We start from the raw sequence: 17,569 nt of genomic DNA on the forward strand, positions 1-17,569 counted from the left end.
ATGTCAGTGGTCGAACGTATTATCGAATCATGGCGAACGTTGCGACGCACCGCACCGACCTCACCCCGGCGGAGCTCTCCGCCCTGGCGCTCTCCCTGGCCCATCTGGGCACCGGCCCGCAGGCCGCGACCGCGCGGCGGGCCCTGCGCACCCTGTTCGACCTCGACACCCACGACGACGTCGTCACCGCCACCCTCGGCACCCTGACCGAGACCCTCGACGCCTCCACCGCCGACCGCGCCCGCGTCGTCGCCGCGGCGATCACCGAGCACCGCGTCGTCCGGCTCTGCTACGGCGACGCCGGCGCCAACGTCACGATCCGCGAGGTGGAGCCCGTGACCTGCCTCGTCCACCGCGACCACTGGTACCTCGTCGGCTGGTGCCGGATGCGCCGCGGCATCCGCGCCTTCCGCTTCGACCGCATCCTGGCCGTCGAGTCCACCGGCCTGCTCGCCCGTCCCCGCCGCCCCGACAACTACCTGCCCTTCCAGCGCCGCGCCGCCAAGACCGCGGCCTGACAGGCCCCCGCCGCCCGTTCCGGTTGCGCGAGCGGAACGGGCGGCGGGCCCACCGCCGCTGCGGGGCGGCCCGCCCCCGGGGCGCCCCGCAGCGGTCCGCACCGGGCGTCAGCGGGAGGTACGGGCGTCAGTGGAAGACAGAGGCGTCAGCGGGAGGTACATACGACAGCGGGGGACACAGTCGTCAGCGGGGACACAGACGTCAGCGGGAGATGAGGCGGGGCGCGACGCGGGGCAGGGCACGGCTGCCTCGGGCGATGCCGCGGCCGATCCGTCCCATCGGGGTACGGCCCGGATCGGCGGCCTGCTCGGCACGCAGGCCGTCGATGATGCCCTCCACCACCTTGCGGGCGAGGTCGCGTACCTCCGTGACGGCCACGACGTCGTCCGCGCGGCCCGCCCAGGGCGTGGTGTCGATCGGCTCCCCGAAGCCGAAGTAGAGCCGTTCGGGACGCGGGAACGGCGTGAGCCCGATGCCCCGCGACAGCGGCATGACCACGTCATCGCGGCGGCCCCGCTCGCCCAGGACCGCACGGCCGAGGGCGCGGGCCGGGGCCAGCAGCGGGCTGCCCGGGTCCACCACCGTCGTGAACATCTCCTCCACGCCGACCGTTCCGAACGGGACGATCGGGCAGCCCGCCTCGATCGCCATCCGGGCGAAGCCGAACCGGCGCTCCCACTGCAGCCGGTACCGGTCGTCGCGGTCCCGGGCGGCCTCGCGCGCCCCGCCGGGGAACACCACGACCTGCTGCCCCGCGTTCAGCAGCGCACGGCAGTTGTCGCGGGTGCCGTCGACCGAGCCGCCCACGTCCATGACCGTCCGCCAGACCGGCACCTGCCAGTGCGCGTGGTCGGCCAGCGAGCGCACCCAGACACCGCGCCGCCGGTGGATCTCGAAGAAGATCAGCGGTGCGTCGATCACGCCGTAGACGGTGTGGTTGCCGGCCAGCAGGGCCGGCCCTCGCTCGGGCACGTGCCGCAGCCCGTGGAAGACGGGCGAGGTCCACGCGCGCCACGGCTCCAGGGCCAGGTTCGCCGCGCGGATCAGATGCTCGGACGGGGGAGTCCAATCGACAGGGGAGGCCATGGCGCGTCATCGTAACGGCGCATGACCCGCGGCCCTGACTCGCCCGTCAGAGCATGCCCACCCGTCCGAGCATGCCACTCGTTCGAGCATGCCCACCCGTCAGAGCAGCCCGCCGTACTCCCCGCCGTCGACGGCGACCGCGGTCCCCGTCACGAATCGCGCCTGCTCCGAGCACAGGAACGCCACGTACGCGCCGAAGTCGGCGGGGTCACCGACCCGGCCTGCCGGAATGCCCGCCGCGACCCCCTCCAGGTCGCCGCCCGACAGCGCGCGCAGCCGGTCGGTCGCGTGCGAGCCGGGCAGCAGCGAGTTGACCGTCACGCCGTCCCGGGCGACCTCCAGCGCCAGCGTCTTCAGGAAGCCGGTCGCGCCCGCCCTGGCCGTGTTGGACAGGATCAGCGTCGCCGACGGCTGCCGCACGGTGATCGAGGTGACCGCCACGACCCGTCCCCACCGCCGCTCCTGCATCGCCGGCACGGCCGCCTTGCACATCGCGACCACCGACATCAGGTTGAGGTCCAGCGCCGGGCCGTACGCCTCCACCGGCGTCGAGGCGAAGTCGCCGGGCGGTGGCCCGCCCGCGTTGGTGACCAGGATGTCCACGCCACCGAGCGCCTGCTGAGCCTCCCGGACGAACGCCGTCGCGCCCTCCGGCGATCCCACGTCGGCGACGATCGGGTGCGCGCCCTCGCCGAGCCGCTCGGCCGCCGCGTCCAGCCGCTTCCGGTCACGGCCGCAGATGGCCACCCGCGCGCCCTCGTCCAGCAGCGCCCGCGCCGCCGCGTACCCGAGCCCGCCGCTGGCCGCCGCGACCGCCGCCCGCCTGCCGTTCAGTCCGAGATCCACGCTCCGCAGGCTAGTGCCCGGCCCCGTGGCCCGAGTCGGCCAGGCTACGAGTCGGCCCGGTGCTACGAGCTGGTTCGGTGCTACGAGTCGGCCCGGTAGTACGAGTCGACCGCGGGCTGACCGGTGTAGTTGGGGCCCGCCTGATCGTCGGCACCGAGGTAGCGGAACGGGAACCGCACCTCGCGTCCACCGCGCAGCGAGATCCGGCGGCGGGACGCGTCGTACGCGAAGCCCTGCCGCCGCAGCTCGGCCGTGAGCCGCCGCGCCGTACCGTCCACGAGCCGGACGGAACGGGCGTCGAAGCTCGCCACCAGCAGCCCGTCGTCGGCGAGCCAGGACGCCGCCCGCGCGAGTACTCCCAGCTTGTCGCCCACATAGTGCAGCCCGTGCACGCAGCTGATGAGATCGAACCGCCCGTCCGGCGTCCAGTCCGTGACGGACGCGGTCACCAGCGTCGGGCCCGCCGGCCGCGCACGGACGAAATGCCCGGCCAGATCGACGCCGACGATCTCGGCGCGCCCGGCCAGGAGCGCGGCGGCCTCGTCCAGCGCCCGGCCGCTCCCGCAACACAGGTCCAGCCACCGGGCGCCCTCCGCCAGCTCCGCCAGGACGTCGATGCCGAGCTCGCGCCCGTAGCCGTTCGAGCCGGTCAGCGACCGTTCGCGGTTCATGGCGCAGTTGGCGACCACCGCCGATCGTTCCAGCGCCTCGTCGTCCAGGTATCGGGTCACGCGGGCATTCTGGCCCACCGGGAGGATCATGGCGCGAGTAGCATGACGCCGGTGCGGGACGTCCTCGAGCATCTTCAGCGGCTGGGCATGTCGGGGTACGAGGCCAAGGCCTATGTCGCCCTCGTGGCCGCCGGCCGGCCGATCAACGGGTACGAGGTCGCCAAGCGGTCCGGCGTACCGCGCAGCACGGTGTACGAGACGCTCGGCAAGCTGGTCGCCCGCGGCGCCGCGTACGAGCGGCGCGGGGAGACCGACGCCACCGACTACCTGCCGCTCCCGCCCGAGGCCCTGATCGAACGGCTGCGCCGCGAGTTCGACGGATCGCTCGCCGCGCTGGAGGAAGCACTGCCCGCCGTCGTGGCCGAACCCGAGGCCCACCTGCTGCACAGCCTCACCGACGCCGAGGCGATGCTCACCCGCGCGGAGGACGTGATCGCGGGCGCGTCCCGGGACCTGTTCCTGTCCGCCTGGCCGCAGGAGACCCGCCGCCTGGCCCCGCACGTCCGGGCCGCCGCCGGCCGGGGCGCGGAGGTGTCGGTCATCTCGTTCGGCGAGTCCGACCTGCCCGGCAGCGTCCACGAGCACCGCCACCCGGACGCCGTGCTCGACGACCTCGGCTACCGCCTGATCGTGGTCGTCGGCGACCGCCGCGAGGCCGTCGTGGGCGGCTTCGGCGACGGCGCCGCCTGGGGCGTCTACACCGCCGACCCGGCCGTCGCGCTGATGGCCGCCGAATACGTGCGCCAGGACATCGCGCTCCAGACCCTCGCCGACCACATCGGCCCCGAAGAGCTGGAACGCCTCTTCACCACCGAGCCCGGACTCCGCCGCCTGCTGCGCCGCTAGCTGTGTCTCAGTCCCGGCCCACGGCGCTCGCCTAGCGGCTCGCACCGTGACCGTGCCTTGGGCGAGCGCGACATCGCTTCGCGATCTGGACGGTGAGGCGCGCCTTCGGCTTTGCCTCACCGGCCAGGTAGCGCGCGGTGGCTGAGGCCGCTTGCGACAAGCACTAGGACGCGGCTGTTCGGCGTACGGCGTCGGCAACGACCTCGCTCATCTCGCCGGTCCGGTCGTACACCGACCGCTGCCGCCGGGCACCGGTCCCCTCTTCGAGCACCCGGCCGAGCAGGCGTTCGGCCGTCTCCAGGTCGCCATAGCGTTCCAGCGCCTCCGCGACATGGACGAGCAGCGCGTCCAGGGCCTCGCGGGCCGGCACGGCACGGTGCGCCAACGGGTGGACGAGCTCCCCATCGAGCCCGGAACGGCTCGCGCGCCACATCGCCAGCCGCAGCAGATCGGTCCGTACGGCGTCCGGCTCCTCGCCCGCGCGCCACGCCCTGGCCGCGGTGTCCACCAGCGCCCGTACGAGCGCCGCCGTCAGCACGGCGTCCGACACGTTCAGGCACACGTCCGCGACCCGGATCTCCACCGTCGGGTAGTGCCGCGACAGCCGCGCGTCGAAATAGACCATGCCCTCGTCCAGCAGCGCCCCGGTGGCCAGCAGCGAGCCCACCGTCGCCCGGTAGCCCTCCGCCGACCCGAACAGCTCGGTCGGGCCGCTGGACGGCCAGCGCCCCCACACCTGCTGCCGCCAGCTCTCGTACCCAGAATCCGTCCCCTGCCAGAACGGTGAGTTCGCGGTCAGCGCCAGCAGCGGGGGCAGCCACGGCCGGATCCGGTCCAGGACGGCCACGCCCTCATCGGGCGACTCGACGTTCACATGCACATGGCAGCCGCAGGTGAGCTGCTCGTCGGCGGTGAGCCGGTACTCGCCGGCCATCCGCTCGTACCGGCGCGAGGGCGTCAGCGACGGGTGCACCTCCAGCGGGCAGGTCGCCACCGCCGCCACCGCGGCCCCCACCCCGGCCGCCGCCACCGACGCCGCCTGCCGCACGCCGCGAATCTGCTCGCTCAGCTCGTCGAGCGACGAGCAGGGCAGCGTGCACGTCTCCAGCTGCTCGCGCTGGAACTCCGTCTCCAGGAGCCCCGCGTTCCCCGACCCGGCCAGCGGTACCCCGCCGTGCTCCCGGGCGAACCGGAGCACCGCCCCCGACACCGCACGCGGCCCCCCGCCGTCCGGATCGACGAGCAGCAACTCTTCCTCAACCCCGAACGTCCGCGGCTTCACCGTCCGGTTCTGCCCGATCAGGCCGCGTTTACATCCAGGCCGCGTTCAGATCCAGATCGCGTTCAGATCCAGTACGGCAGCAGCGCCTCGCCGATCGCCAGCTGGACGGGACTCATCCGCGGCTCCCCGTCCTCGGCGTCCCAGAGCGTGTTCTGCAGGACCCGCCCCAACGTCCACCCCGCCGACCGCCGCCGTTCCAGGCCGAGCATGTCCACCATCAGATCGAACCGCCGCCGAACCGCTCGCGCGACATCGCCCGTGGCCACGATCTCGTCCCACCGGTTGTCGAGCGCGGGCATGAGGTCGAACCCCGGATCCCCGGCCAGCGGATTCGGATCGATCGCCAGCCACGGCTCCCGCGTACCGGCCAGCACGTTGTCGTAGTGCAGGTCCCAATGCAGCAGCCGATCCCCGGCCTCATCGGCCAGATCCGCCACGGCCCCGGCGCACACCTCCAGGATCGACCGCCGTTCCCCGTACGCGGCTACGGCCTCCGGTGCCTGCCGCACCATCGCATGGGCGATATCGGTCAGCCGCCGTATCCCCGCCGGCGCGGGCACCGCGACCAGCCGTCCCAGCAGCTCTGCCAGGATCTTCAGCGCCTGCGTGTCATCGTCCAGCGCTGCCAGCGACCGTTCCGCGTCGAGCCGTTCCAGCAGCAGCGCTCCGGCCGGAACGTCCTCGTCGAGCAGCTGTACGGCGCCTTGCCCGTCCCAGAGCCGCAGGGCCTCGGCCTCGCCCTCGTTCTCCTCGTCCAGCCGCTGGAGCTTGAGCACCGCCGCCGTACCGTCGGCCCGGACCACGGGCACCACGAGCGCCGCCATCCCATGCCGGACGGTCCCGTCAGGCCGCAGGTCCCACCGTTCCAGGCACCCGTCCACCAGCCCGGGCAGCTCCTGGATCCAGCCCCGCCCGGCGCCTCCGTTGAACCGCGCCTGGTACTCGGCCAGCAGCCCCGGAACCTCGATCATCCCCACGAACCGGAGCCTACGCGCGCTCAGCGGCGGTCGATCTCCGTCAGGGATCCCGGCCGCGGCGGAGGGTCGCGGCTTTCGCTCGCGGTCACGGATCTCGGAATCAGGTGAGACGGCCTCGATCGCCGGCACGACGGCTTCCGGCACCTGATCGTTCTGGTCGAGGCCCGACACCCTGCGTCAGGGGCGTTCCTGGCGGAGGGAGTCGAGGGCCAGCAGGGCGACGTGGAGGGAGACGCAGGAGTCGACGTCGTCGAGGCTGGTGGACAGGACGCGTTCGATCCGGCGGAGGCGCTCGTAGAAGGCGGGGCGGGAGAGGTGGGCCCGCTGGGCGGCGACGGCCTTGTTGCGGCCGGTGTCGAGGTAGACGCGCAGGATTCCGGCCAGGTCGCCGCCGCGTTCGGCGTCGTACTCCAGGAGGGGGCCGAGTTCGCGTTCGACGAAGGTCTGGATGCGGGCGTCGTCGCGGAGCAGGTGCAGGAGGCCGCGCAGGCGCAGGTCGGGGAGGCGGTAGAAGAGGCGGTCGCCGGAGGAGCGGCAGGCGACGTCGGCGACCTGCTCGGCCTCCAGGAACGAGCGGCGGACGTCGCGGATGGACTCCACGACGGAGCCGGCGGCCAGGACGGCGGCGGACTGGGCGCGGACGCGGGTGGCGATGGCGGCGAGGGCGGTCTCGGCGTCGGCGCGGGCGGGCAGCGAGGCCAGGACGCCGACGCGGGCGTCGGGACCGCCCTCGTCCAGGACGCCGACCAGGGCCGACAGGCGGGCGTCCTTGCAGGCGGCGGCGGTGGTCTCGGCGAGTTCGGAGATCTCGGCGGGCTGGCCGGGGGTACGGAGGCGGACGGCGACGCCGAGCAGGCGGCGGCCCGACAGCGGGACGCCGAGCGCGCGGGCGCGGGCGGCGGCCTCCTGGGGGTCGGAGTAGGCGTGTTCGAGGATGCGGGCGATGATCGTGCCGTGCGCCTGGCGTTCGACGCTCTCGGCGTGCCGGTCCAGGAGGCGGCCGAGGGCGAGGGTGGTGGCGGCGCGTTCGATCAGGACGGTCTCGCGCGGGGTGGGCGGGGCGCCGAGGGTGATGATGAGGCGGGCCCAGTCCTCGCCGCGGGCGCCGACGGTGGTGACCAGCCAGCCGGACGCCTCGTCGTAGCCGGTACGGCGGCCGGGGCGTACGGCGCGGGAACGGGTCTCCCAGGCCGACAGGAGCTCGGCGGGGTCGCGGCCGTCGGCGTCGGCGGCCAGCACCTGGTGGGAGAGGTTCTCCAGGATGACCGGGCGGCCGCCGAGCGCGGCGACCTGGTGGACGACCTCGTCGGTGGTGGCGCCCTCGACCGAGAGCCGGGTGAAGATCTCGTGCAGCCGTTCGGAGGCGCGCAGCTCGGCGAACTGGTCCTGGACGATGCGCGCGTGCACCGACTCGGTGATGTCCACGAACGCGGGCTCGTGCGCCAGCATGATCACGGGGAGGCCGTGCTCCTCGGCGGCGGCGAGCAGGGCGGGCGGCAGGATCTCGGCGTACCGCCGGCCGAGCTCGATCATCAGGCCGCTGACGCCGACCTCGGCCAGCTCGCCGATGTAGGCGCGCAGCCGGGCGGGGTCGTCGGGCAGCGCGATTCCGGTGGTGAGCACCAGCTCACCGCCGTGCAGGAGGTGCGCGATGTCGGTGACCTCGGCGACGTGCACCCAGCGGACCCGGTTGCCGAGGCGGTCGCCGCCGGCGACCACGTGCGGCTGGCCGCGGCGTACGGCGTCGAGATCCAGGACGTCGGCCAGCGTCGGAAGCATCGTTGACACAGTGTAAGGCTCCACAGCGTCAATCCAGGGAGCCGGATCCTGACACTGTGGAACTGGCCCGGGGGAGGTGGCGGGGCGAGACTTGGGCCATGCCGGAACACGCCAGCTTGCTGAACCGCCATCGGGCGGTCATGCCGTCCTGGGTCCCGCTCAACTACGCCGAACCGATCGAGATCGTCTCCGGCAAGGGCAGCCGGGTGACCGACGCGGAGGGCAAGGGGTATCTCGACTTCTTCACGGGCATCCTCACCAACATGCTCGGGTACGACGTCCCGGAGGTACGGGAGGCGGTGGAGCGCCAGCTGGCCACCGGCGTCGTGCACACCTCGACGTCGTACCTGATCCGCGCCCAGGTCGACCTGGCGGAGAAGATCGCGCGGCTGTCCGGCATCCCGGACGCCAAGGTCTTCTTCACCACCTCGGGTACGGAGGCCAACGAGACCGCGCTGCTGCTGGCCGCGTACGCCCGGCGCAGCGACCAGATGCTGGCGATGCGGCAGAGCTACCACGGCCGGTCGTTCGGGGCGATCGGCGTCACGGGCAACCGGGCCTGGACGAACGTGTCGTACGCGCCGCTGCACACGCACTTCCTGCACGGGGCCGACCGGATGCTGCCGCAGTTCGCCGGGCTCTCGGACGAGGCGTACATCGACGTGTGCGTCCAGGACCTGCGGCACGTGCTGGCGACGGCGGCGGGCGGTGACGTCGCGGCGCTGATCGCCGAGCCGATCCAGGGCGTGGGCGGGTTCACGATGGCCCCGGACGGGTTGTTCGCCGCGTACAAGGAGGTCCTGGACGAGTTCGGGATCCTGTTCATCTCCGACGAGGTGCAGACGGGATGGGGCCGGACGGGGCAGGGCTTCTTCGGCATCGAGAACCACGGCGTGACGCCGGACATGATGACGTTCGCCAAGGGGCTCGGCAACGGCTTCGCGGTCGGCGGCGTGGTCGCGCGGGGCGAGCTGATGGACGCGCTGCACGCGGTGGGGCTGTCCACGTTCGGTGGCAACCCGGTCTCGATGGCGGCGGCCAACGCCACGCTCGACTACGTGCTCGACCATGACCTGCAGGCCAACGCGGCGGCGCGGGGCGCGACGATCATCGGCGGGCTGCGCGAGGCGGCCGGGCGGATCGAGGCGGTACGCGACGTACGCGGCAAGGGCCTGATGTTCGCGGTCGAGCTGGCCGGCCCGGAGGAGGCGGCGGCCGTCATGGAGGCCTGCCGTGAGCGGGGCCTGCTGGTCGGCAAGGGCGGCCTGTACGGCAATGTGGTGCGGATGGCACCGCCGCTGACACTGACCGAGGCCGAGGCCGCGGAGGGCCTGGCCATCATCATCGACTCCCTGGAAGCCGTGAACGCCACATGACCAAGCACGTCACGCATTGGATCGGCGGCAAGCCCCACGACGGGACCGCCGAACGTCAGGGCGACATTTACGAACCGTCCACCGGGACGGTGTCCGGGAAGGTCGACTTCGCCGGGCGGGCCGAGGTCGACGCGGCCGTCGCCGCGGCCAAGGCCGCCTTCCCCGGCTGGCGGGACGCGTCGCTCTCGAAGCGCACGAAGGTGCTGTTCCGCTTCCGCGAGCTGGTGAGCGAGCACCGTGACGAGCTGGCCAGGCTGGTCTCGTCCGAGCACGGCAAGGTCGTGTCGGACGCGGCGGGCGAGGTTGCCCGGGGCCTGGAGGTCGTGGAGTTCGCCTGCGGCATCCCGCACCTGCTCAAGGGCGGATTCTCGGAGAACGTGTCGTCGCGGGTCGACGCGTACTCGATCCTGCAGCCGCTCGGCGTGGTCGCCGGGATCACGCCGTTCAACTTCCCGGTGATGGTGCCGATGTGGATGTTCCCGGTGGCGATCGCCTGCGGGAACACGTTCGTGCTCAAGCCGTCGGAGAAGGACCCGTCGGCGTCGGTGCGGATGGCCGAGCTGTGGGCCGAGGCCGGGCTGCCGGACGGTGTCTTCAACGTGGTCCACGGTGACAAGGCCGCGGTGGACGGGCTGCTGCACCACGACGACGTCCGGGCGGTCAGCTTCGTCGGCTCGACCCCGATCGCCCGCTACATCTACGAGACGGCCGCGCGCAACGGCAAGCGCGTGCAGGCGCTCGGCGGCGCCAAGAACCACATGGTCGTGCTGCCCGACGCCGATCTCGACCTGGCCGCCGACGCGGCGGTCTCGGCCGGGTTCGGCTCGGCCGGCGAGCGCTGCATGGCGATCTCCGTGGTCGTCGCCGTCGATCCGGTCGGGGACGAGCTGGTCGGCAAGGTCAAGGAGCGCGTCGCCCGGCTGAAGGTGGGCCCCGGCGACGATCCCGAGTCCGAGATGGGCCCGCTGGTCACCCGGGCCCACCGGGACAAGGTCGTCTCCTACCTGGACGGCGGCGTCGCGCAGGGCGCCACGCTGGCCGTGGACGGCCGCGAGACGCCGGTGCCCGGCGACGGCTTCTGGCTCGGCCCGACCGTGCTCGACCATGTGACGCCGGAGATGGACGCCTACCGCGACGAGATCTTCGGCCCGGTGCTGTCGGTCGTACGGGCCGGCTCGTACGAGGAGGCCATGGACCTGCTCAACGCCAACCCGTACGGCAACGGCACCGCCATCTTCACCAACGACGGCGGGGCCGCGCGCCGGTTCCAGAACGAGGTGGAGGTCGGGATGGTCGGCATCAACGTGCCGATCCCGGTGCCGATGGCCTACTACTCGTTCGGGGGCTGGAAATCCTCGCTGTTCGGCGACAGCCATGCGCACGGCATGGAAGGCGTGCACTTCTACACGCGGACCAAGGCGGTCACGGCACGGTGGCTCGACCCCAGCCACGGCGGAGTGAACCTGGGCTTCCCGACCAGCGGCTGACCGCGTCCCTTCCGGGACGAACGGCGGATGGGATGGGTCAGGGCGAATCGCTCATATTCCACTAAATATGCTTGAAAGGCGCATGCGGTGCGGTGGCCACGATGCCGGTGGGTCGTGGCCACGGTGCCGTGGGGGCCCTGGCGGTGGGCCCTGGTGGCACCGATATTTTCTGCCGTTCGCATGTTTTCGTCGTCAATTATTGCCATCCCGGCTCCGACAAATAATAGCTACAAGTGTTGACTGCCTCTGTGGCGGGCGACACAATCTGGTTATCCCAATTAACGGGAAACGCAATTAAAAAGGTCACGGTCCGCAATGGGTCCGGGACCATGGGTCCGGTGCAGGAGACCGCGCGATGACCGCAGACGACCGGCACACCGCCGAGGCGAAGGCGCTCGGCCGGCGGTTCCCGGGCTGGACCGTGTGGTTCGGCCCGTCCACCGGCCGGTGGTGGGCGCTGCCGCCGCGCGAGCGGAACACCGGCGGGTTCGTCGAGGCCGAGACCCCCCAGCGACTCATCGCACGGATCGAGGTGGTCCAGTACGCCGACGACTCCACCCAGCCCGGCGAATCCGGCCTCCCGCTGACCGGCGACGGTCACCGGCCGGCCGGTGACGACCCCCGGCAGGACGCGTGGCGGCCCTCGAATCTCCTCCGTCTCGAGGGCATCACACCGTCATCGTTCCGCCGGGTTCCGGCGATCGCGTGGCCAGGCAGCACTGCAAGGTGATCCGCTGTTCCCCAACCTCGCCACGCCCGCCGGTGCCGCCGCGGCCCGGGACGGACGGCAGCCCGCGCCATATCCCTCTCCAGCAACCTCCGTGTATGGCGCGGACGCCAGCACCCGCCGTCCCCCCGGGCCGTGGTGGTCTTTTTCGTGAATGGCGGAAAAGGGAATCGGGACTGTGGGTGCGCCCGGCGAGCACTGTGAAGAAAGCGTCCTGACCGCACTCTTCCGTCGGTAATTCACCAGCGGGAATCGCCGGGCGCGGCACTGCCATCGGCCCGGAGGCGCTACGCTGCGCCGACGGGTGGTCCGCGACGGGACGGCCCGGTGGACGTGATCGGGAGCGACTTCGAGATGAGGCTGAGGGCCAAGGTGTCGGCCTCGGTGCTGGCCGTGGGCGCGCTGGTCATCGGGTTGAGCGGTGCCTGCAGCGACGACGAGGGTGGCGAGCCGGTCGGCGCGGCGAAGATGGCCAGCACCCTCGGGCCCGGCGAGGGCGAGCTCAGCCTCGTGACGCTGGCCGGCGACCTGGAGAACGGCGGCGCCGACCCCCGGGTCAACTGGGTGACCCCGTTCGAGGAGCGCACCGGCTGCAAGGTCAGCTGGAAGGTCGCCGACGGCGCCCAGGAGATGACCGACCTCATGCAGAACCCGGCCCGCCGCTACGACGGCGTGGTCGCCCCGCCCGAGGTGGCCGGCCGGCTGATCGCCAACCGCCACATCACCCCGGTCAACCCCAACCTGGTGGAGGGGTACAAGAAGCTCGAGCCGCGGCTGCGCGACCTGCTCAAGCGGGACGGCGAGTACTACGGCGTGCCGTACGTGTGGGGCTCCAACCTGCTCATGTACGACTCGCGCGCGACGCAGTCGCCGCCCACCGGCTGGGCCTCGCTGTTCGACCCCGACCAGGCCAAGCGGTACTCGGGCCGGATCATCATGCGCGACAGCCCGATGGTCATCGCCGAGGCCGCGCTCTACCTGCGGGGCAAGGAGCGCAAGCTCAAGATCACCGACCCGTACTCGCTGACCCGCAAGCAGCTGGACGCGGCCGCCAAGGTCCTGGCCAAGCAGCGCCCGCACGTGAAGTCGTACTGGGAGCAGCCGGCCGAGGCGGTCAGCGCCTTCGCCGGGGGACAGGCCGCACTGGGCCAGGTCTGGCCCTACCAGGTGGACGTCCTGACGCGCGCGGGCAAGCCCGTCCAGGGTGTCGTCCCGTCCGGCGGGGTCACCGGGTGGGCGAAGTCCTGGATGATCGGCGCCCGTGCCGAGCACACCAGCTGCATGTACCAGTGGCTCCAGTGGATCTCCTCACCCGACGTCCAGCAGCAGGTGGCCGAGTGGTCGGGCGTCGCGCCCGCCAACCCGCAGGCCTGCACCGGCGACCGGCTCAGGGCGGCGTTCTGCAACGCCTACCGGGTGGGCGACCGCGACTACCTGGACAAGGTGATCTTCGCGCACACGCCGGCCAAGCAGTGCGGCGGCGGTGACGGCGACGGCGACCGGCGCGACTGCACCGACTACGCCGAGTGGACCCGGGCCTGGAACAAGGCGACCAAGACCGAGAAGTAGAAGACCGAGAAGTAGCAAGACCGAGAAATAGCCACACGACCGGGACGCGGCCCGCGGCGGGCCGTACGGGCTCAGGCCGACGGGGATCTCTCCGGCGCGCCCGGCCGCCCCCAGCCGGACGCGCCCTGGCGGGTGGTCCCGGGCCTCCCCCCGAGTGCCCGGGTCACCCTTCCTCCTGGAGAGATCTCCCAGCTGCCGGTCTCGTCCACGACCGGCGCCGCCGGTGCCCGCCGGGTCAGCGGGCCACCGGCCCTGGCGGTCGGCTCCGGCGGGCGCTGAGGCCCGCGGGGGCTCGGCAGGGCGGGTGCGCAATCGTCGCACGCGAACACCCCTTGGCCGTCGGGCAGCAGCCCCACGCGCAGTCGCGGCCGCGGCCACTTCTTGTGGCAGACGACGCAGGCGTCGCCCTGGCGCTGCGCGGCGCTCAGCACGCCGGGATCGAACCGTGGTTCGCCCGTCTGGCTCATTGCCCATCTCCCCTGTACGGCGGGAGCCGACTTCACAGCTTCCTTTATAGGCGCTCATAAGTGATGCTCCTGTTACTCCAAGTGAAAATGGGGGCAAAGGACCGGGTGCGTCCCGGAGCACTTCTGGGCGGTGCCGGCGATGGCCGATCATCGACTGCCGTTCGCGCAGGTCGCCATGGTGATCGCGGCGAGTGCGGGGCGGGATCGGGAGCCGGGCTTTGCTCGGCGTTTGGTGCTAAACGCCTACAAATGAGACATGCGGGAACGAGTTGCCGCTCTCGGCCGGGCGTTCCGGCCCGCGGCGGGCCGCGCGCAGGACCGCGCGCGCGACGCCCGCCGGACGCTGCGCGCCTTCGCGGACGAGGCGGCCCGTGTCGCCGCCGGGCGGCGCGGCGGCCGGATGGCCGTTCCCGCCGCCGACGAGGACCTCGCCCGGGTGGCCCGTACGATCAACGACACGCTGGAACGCCTGGAGCACGCGCTGGACCAGCAGCGGCAGTTCGCCTCCGACGCCTCGCACGAGCTGCGCACGCCCGTCACCGGCCTGCGCACCCGGATCGAGGTGGCGCTGGCCGATCCCGGCGACACCGACCTCCTGGCCACGCTCGGGGACGCCCTGAGTGACGCCGAGCGGCTGCAGCGCATCGTGGACGATCTGCTGGCGCTGGCCCGCCTCGACGCGGGGACGGCGCCGCTTCGTACCCCGCTGGACCTCACCTGCCTGGTCCGGGGCGAGCTGGCCGGGCACCCGGAGCGGGTACCGGTGCGCGACCGGCTCCAGAACGGCGTGTACGTCCGGGTCGACCGGCTGCAGATGTGCCGGGTGCTGATCGCCCTGCTCAGCAACGCCGACCGGCACGCGGCCGAGCAGATCGAGGTCAGGCTGCGGACGGACGGGGACGACGCGGTGCTGGAGGTGTGCGACGACGGTCCCGGGATCGCCTCGGGCGACCGGGAACGGGTCTTCGAGCGCTTCGCGCGGGTGGACACGGCACGGAGCCGGGCCGCCGGCGGCAGCGGGCTGGGTCTGGCGGTCGCCCGCGAGATCGTGCTCGCGCACGGCGGGCGGCTGTACGTGGGGCCGAGCGAGCGGGGCGCCCGCCTCATCCTGCGGCTGCCGCTCGACCGGGGAGAGGGCACGGCACCGGGACGGCCGGAGCGCGGGGTGCTCCGGCCGCCGGTACCGGCGGCGCCACGATCGCAACGCGAATGACTCGGGAACGCGATTGACTCGGGAACGCGGACGAATCGGAACGCAGATGAATCGGAACGCGATCGCCCCAGTGTCCACCACATGTTGTGATCGTGTCCGAACTTTCCGTTGATCCGTTCGCCGCGCCGGTGGGCCTGCGCCGGACTGGTGGCGCCTGCGCCGGACTAGTGGGCTTGCGCCGGGCTATGAGGACTGGGCCTTGTTGTAGAGGTTCTGGGCGTCGGTGCCGAAGTACGGGCCGAACATGTACGTCGGCAGGAAGTTGTACTTGAAGCTGTTGACGGAGTTCTGGATGCCGGTCCCGCTGGCCTCGCTGAACTGCAGGAACCAGGGACCGCCGCTCGAACCGCCGGTCATGTCGCAGCCCATCCCGATGCCGTTGCTGAGCAGCGGGTCGTTGATGACGCGGCCGCTGCAGTAGGTGAGCTTGGAGCCGTCGTACGGCGCGGCGGCGGGGTAGCCGAACGCGTACATGGTCTGGCCGCGCGGCTGGTTGAACGCGATGCCCTGGCCGCCCACGACGTCGACCAGCCTGCGGCCGTCGAGCGTGTTGACGACGGCGGCACCGACGTCGTAGCTGATGTCCTCGGTGGCGGTCCACTGCGGTGTGGCGAGCGTCTGGGCGGCTGTCCAGGTGCCGTACGGGCGGGCGCCGTCGTCGTACCCGGGGACGAACACCCAGTCGGTGTGCCAGGCGCCGTCCAGCTTCACGCAGTGCCCGGCGGTGATGACCGTGCTCTTGTTGGTGCTGGTCACCGCGTCACCCGAGCACGAGGCGCTGCGGCCCTGGTAGGTGAAGAAGACCCGGCCGGCCGTACGGGCGACCGCGCCGCCGCCGGTCCAGGTGTCGCCCGTGCTGGGCAGGGCCTTGGCGACGGCGGGCGGCAGCATCTGCTTGAGCCCGCGCTTCACGGACTCCTGGCTCGGCTTCTCGGCTCGGAAGAGCCGTTCCATCGGAGTGGCGGACCGCATGCGGTCGCGCGTCCAGTGGCTCAGCACGCGTTTCTGGTCGGCGGCGCTGTCCGCCTGCTGCCGTGCCTGCGGCGCGGGCGAGGGCGGGGCGGGGGCCGCCTGCGCGGGTACGGCGAGCAGCGGCAGGACGAGCGCGGCGCCGCCCAGCGCGGAGAAGGCCATGGCCCTGAGACGGGGGGAGCGGTGCATGGGACCTCCGAAATGAGGCGATGTCCCCGGGATGTCGGGGGTGGACGGAATGCGGTATCCGTCCGTGAGCGGACCGTAATTTCGGGATCCGGGGGCGGCTAGTGGCATTTCTCGACAAAGGAGCGGAGAGTGATCCGTACTTCTGGCCGTCCGCGCAGGTGAGGACACGGACGGCGGAGCCGTGCGCCGATGGCCGACAATGGGCCTGTGAAGCCTTCTACGCGCGACGCCGCCCCGCCGCCCCGCTCCGACGCCCCCGCACGCCGCGACGTGGCCGTGCTCGGCTCGACCGGATCGATCGGTACCCAGGCCCTGGACGTGATCCGCCGCAACCCGGACCGGTTCCGGGTGACCGGGCTGGCGGCCGGCGGCGGGCGGGTGGACCTGCTCGCCGCGCAGGCCCTGGAGTTCCGTCCCGAGATCGTCGCGGTGGCCCGCGCGTCCGCCGCCCAGGACCTGGTGCTGGCCTTCTACGCCGAGGCGCGCAAGCGCGGGTACTCGGCCGGCGACTACCCCATTCCCAAGATCGTCGCGGGCCCCGAGGCGGTCGCCGAGGTCGCCGCCCGGCCCTGCGACGTGGTGCTGAACGGGGTGACCGGCGCGCTCGGCCTGGCCTCCACGCTGGCCGCCCTGGACGCCGGCCGCACGCTCGCGCTGGCCAACAAGGAGTCACTGATCATCGGCGGCCCGCTGGTCAAGGAGCGGGCGAGGCCGGGCCAGATCGTCCCGGTGGACTCCGAGCACTCGGCGCTGGCCCAGTGCCTGCGCGGCGGGAGCGCCGCCGAGGTGCGGCGGCTGGTGCTCACCGCCAGCGGCGGGCCGTTCCGCGGCCGAACCCGCGCGGAGCTCACCGGCGTCACGCCCGAGGAGGCGCTGAACCACCCGACCTGGGACATGGGCCCGGTCGTCACGATCAACTCCGCGACCCTGGTGAACAAGGGCCTGGAGGTCATCGAGGCGCACCTGCTGTTCGACGTGCCGTTCGACCGCATCGAGGTGATGGTGCACCCGCAGTCGGTGATCCACTCGATGGTGGAGTTCGCCGACGGCTCGACGCTGGCCCAGGCCAGCCCGCCGGACATGCGGCTGCCGATCGCGCTCGGGATGGACTGGCCCGACCGCGTCCCGGACGCCGCTCCCGGGCTGGACTGGACGAAGGCGCACACCTGGGAGCTGTTCCCGCTCGACGGCGAGGCGTTCCCGGCCGTGGCGCTGGCCGCGCAGGTGGGGGAGCGGGGCGGCACCGCGCCCGCGGTCTACAACGCCGCCAACGAGGAGTGCGTCGAGGCGTTCCGTACGGGACGGCTCCCGTTCCTGGGGATAGTCGACACGATCGCGCGGGTAGTGGAGGAGCACGGCGCGGGTACCACCGAAGGACTGACGCTGGACGACGTCCTGGCCGCCGACGCGTGGGCCCGGGCGAGGACCAGGGAGGTCACCGGGCTCGGCTAGGGCCCGGGCCGGCCCGCGATCCGGTGTACCGAGAGATCCGGGGTACCGAGA

General features: G+C 72.5%; 16 protein-coding genes. 8 read left to right on the forward strand and 8 right to left on the reverse strand.

All coding sequences use genetic code 11. The features are described from left to right. Positions 1 to 29 precede the first annotated feature (29 nt). Positions 30 to 518, forward strand: a complete 489-nt coding sequence (locus ACH34Q_RS26610; RefSeq protein ID WP_395985786.1) for a helix-turn-helix transcriptional regulator — start codon at positions 30 to 32, stop codon at positions 516 to 518. A gap of 202 nt (positions 519 to 720) precedes the next feature. Here ACH34Q_RS26610 and ACH34Q_RS26615 read toward each other — a convergent pair whose 3' ends face one another. The 3 genes from ACH34Q_RS26615 to ACH34Q_RS26625 form a co-directional block, all read right to left on the reverse strand. Then, positions 721 to 1,605: a lysophospholipid acyltransferase family protein gene (locus ACH34Q_RS26615; RefSeq protein ID WP_395985787.1), complete on the reverse strand. Its 885-nt coding sequence runs from the start codon at positions 1,603 to 1,605 to the stop codon at positions 721 to 723. Positions 1,606 to 1,704: 99 nt separating this feature from the next. Continuing rightward, on the reverse strand, positions 1,705 to 2,451 hold the full coding sequence (locus ACH34Q_RS26620) for an SDR family oxidoreductase (protein ID WP_395985788.1): 747 nt from the start codon (positions 2,449 to 2,451) through the stop codon (positions 1,705 to 1,707). Between the two features lie 80 nt (positions 2,452 to 2,531). Beyond that, a complete protein-coding gene (locus ACH34Q_RS26625; RefSeq protein ID WP_395985789.1) occupies positions 2,532 to 3,182 on the reverse strand; it encodes a class I SAM-dependent methyltransferase in 651 nt (216 codons plus the stop codon). A gap of 42 nt (positions 3,183 to 3,224) precedes the next feature. Between ACH34Q_RS26625 and ACH34Q_RS26630 the strand changes: the two genes are divergently transcribed. Continuing rightward, positions 3,225 to 4,028 carry a TrmB family transcriptional regulator gene (locus ACH34Q_RS26630; RefSeq protein WP_395985790.1) on the forward strand — a complete coding sequence of 268 codons (804 nt, stop codon included), beginning with the start codon at positions 3,225 to 3,227 and terminating at the stop codon, positions 4,026 to 4,028. Between the two features lie 163 nt (positions 4,029 to 4,191). Here ACH34Q_RS26630 and ACH34Q_RS26635 read toward each other — a convergent pair whose 3' ends face one another. The 3 genes from ACH34Q_RS26635 to ACH34Q_RS26645 all read right to left on the reverse strand — a co-directional run bounded on the left by ACH34Q_RS26635 (position 4,192) and on the right by ACH34Q_RS26645 (position 8,066). Beyond that, positions 4,192 to 5,310 (reverse strand): glutamate--cysteine ligase, encoded by a 1,119-nt coding sequence (locus ACH34Q_RS26635; RefSeq protein ID WP_395985791.1) that lies wholly within the window; start codon positions 5,308 to 5,310, stop codon positions 4,192 to 4,194. Between the two features lie 62 nt (positions 5,311 to 5,372). Continuing rightward, positions 5,373 to 6,281, reverse strand: coding sequence for an aminoglycoside phosphotransferase family protein (locus ACH34Q_RS26640; RefSeq protein WP_395985882.1), 909 nt, complete (start codon positions 6,279 to 6,281; stop codon positions 5,373 to 5,375). A gap of 183 nt (positions 6,282 to 6,464) precedes the next feature. Beyond that, a complete protein-coding gene (locus tag ACH34Q_RS26645) occupies positions 6,465 to 8,066 on the reverse strand; it encodes a PucR family transcriptional regulator (protein WP_395985792.1) in 1,602 nt (533 codons plus the stop codon). A 98-nt stretch (positions 8,067 to 8,164) separates the two neighbouring features. Here ACH34Q_RS26645 and ACH34Q_RS26650 point away from each other — a divergent pair, with 98 nt between their 5' ends. From ACH34Q_RS26650 to ACH34Q_RS26665, 4 genes are all read left to right on the forward strand, one after another. Next, positions 8,165 to 9,442, forward strand: a complete 1,278-nt coding sequence (locus ACH34Q_RS26650) for an aspartate aminotransferase family protein (RefSeq protein ID WP_395985793.1) — start codon at positions 8,165 to 8,167, stop codon at positions 9,440 to 9,442. Continuing rightward, positions 9,439 to 10,929 (forward strand): CoA-acylating methylmalonate-semialdehyde dehydrogenase, encoded by a 1,491-nt coding sequence (locus ACH34Q_RS26655; protein ID WP_395985794.1) that lies wholly within the window; start codon positions 9,439 to 9,441, stop codon positions 10,927 to 10,929. The genes ACH34Q_RS26650 and ACH34Q_RS26655 overlap by 4 nt, the downstream gene beginning before the upstream one ends. A 355-nt stretch (positions 10,930 to 11,284) precedes the next feature. Next, complete coding sequence (locus ACH34Q_RS26660; protein WP_395985795.1) at positions 11,285 to 11,659, forward strand: hypothetical protein; 375 nt, start codon at positions 11,285 to 11,287, stop codon at positions 11,657 to 11,659. A 324-nt stretch (positions 11,660 to 11,983) separates the two neighbouring features. Then, positions 11,984 to 13,225 (forward strand): ABC transporter substrate-binding protein, encoded by a 1,242-nt coding sequence (locus ACH34Q_RS26665; RefSeq protein WP_395985796.1) that lies wholly within the window; start codon positions 11,984 to 11,986, stop codon positions 13,223 to 13,225. A gap of 71 nt (positions 13,226 to 13,296) precedes the next feature. On the opposite strand, the gene ACH34Q_RS26670 is transcribed toward ACH34Q_RS26665, so the two are convergent. Then, positions 13,297 to 13,692: a hypothetical protein gene (locus ACH34Q_RS26670; RefSeq protein WP_395985797.1), complete on the reverse strand. Its 396-nt coding sequence runs from the start codon at positions 13,690 to 13,692 to the stop codon at positions 13,297 to 13,299. Positions 13,693 to 13,948: 256 nt separating this feature from the next. Here ACH34Q_RS26670 and ACH34Q_RS26675 point away from each other — a divergent pair, with 256 nt between their 5' ends. Beyond that, positions 13,949 to 14,905, forward strand: coding sequence for a sensor histidine kinase (locus ACH34Q_RS26675; RefSeq protein WP_395985798.1), 957 nt, complete (start codon positions 13,949 to 13,951; stop codon positions 14,903 to 14,905). Between the two features lie 183 nt (positions 14,906 to 15,088). Here ACH34Q_RS26675 and ACH34Q_RS26680 read toward each other — a convergent pair whose 3' ends face one another. Next, on the reverse strand, positions 15,089 to 16,066 hold the full coding sequence (locus ACH34Q_RS26680) for a trypsin-like serine peptidase (RefSeq protein ID WP_395985799.1): 978 nt from the start codon (positions 16,064 to 16,066) through the stop codon (positions 15,089 to 15,091). A gap of 189 nt (positions 16,067 to 16,255) precedes the next feature. Between ACH34Q_RS26680 and dxr the strand changes: the two genes are divergently transcribed. Then, entirely contained in the window at positions 16,256 to 17,518 is a 1,263-nt protein-coding gene (gene dxr, locus ACH34Q_RS26685) for a 1-deoxy-D-xylulose-5-phosphate reductoisomerase (RefSeq protein ID WP_395985800.1), read from the forward strand. Positions 17,519 to 17,569: the final 51 nt, after the last annotated feature.

Source organism: Actinomadura sp. 9N407, assembly GCF_044326315.1.
Taxonomy (GTDB): domain Bacteria; phylum Actinomycetota; class Actinomycetes; order Streptosporangiales; family Streptosporangiaceae; genus Spirillospora.

Coding starts and splice junctions, on each gene's coding strand:
- ACH34Q_RS26610 (WP_395985786.1), top strand. CDS start 30: ATGGCGAACGTTGCGACGCACCGCACCGACCTCACCCCGGCGGAGCTC.
- ACH34Q_RS26615 (WP_395985787.1), bottom strand. CDS start 1,605: ATGGCCTCCCCTGTCGATTGGACTCCCCCGTCCGAGCATCTGATCCGC.
- ACH34Q_RS26630 (WP_395985790.1), top strand. CDS start 3,225: ATGACGCCGGTGCGGGACGTCCTCGAGCATCTTCAGCGGCTGGGCATG.
- ACH34Q_RS26640 (WP_395985882.1), bottom strand. CDS start 6,281: ATGATCGAGGTTCCGGGGCTGCTGGCCGAGTACCAGGCGCGGTTCAAC.
- ACH34Q_RS26645 (WP_395985792.1), bottom strand. CDS start 8,066: ATGCTTCCGACGCTGGCCGACGTCCTGGATCTCGACGCCGTACGCCGC.
- ACH34Q_RS26650 (WP_395985793.1), top strand. CDS start 8,165: ATGCCGGAACACGCCAGCTTGCTGAACCGCCATCGGGCGGTCATGCCG.
- ACH34Q_RS26655 (WP_395985794.1), top strand. CDS start 9,439: ATGACCAAGCACGTCACGCATTGGATCGGCGGCAAGCCCCACGACGGG.
- ACH34Q_RS26660 (WP_395985795.1), top strand. CDS start 11,285: ATGACCGCAGACGACCGGCACACCGCCGAGGCGAAGGCGCTCGGCCGG.
- ACH34Q_RS26670 (WP_395985797.1), bottom strand. CDS start 13,692: ATGAGCCAGACGGGCGAACCACGGTTCGATCCCGGCGTGCTGAGCGCC.
- ACH34Q_RS26675 (WP_395985798.1), top strand. CDS start 13,949: ATGCGGGAACGAGTTGCCGCTCTCGGCCGGGCGTTCCGGCCCGCGGCG.
- ACH34Q_RS26680 (WP_395985799.1), bottom strand. CDS start 16,066: ATGCACCGCTCCCCCCGTCTCAGGGCCATGGCCTTCTCCGCGCTGGGC.
- dxr (WP_395985800.1), top strand. CDS start 16,256: ATGGCCGACAATGGGCCTGTGAAGCCTTCTACGCGCGACGCCGCCCCG.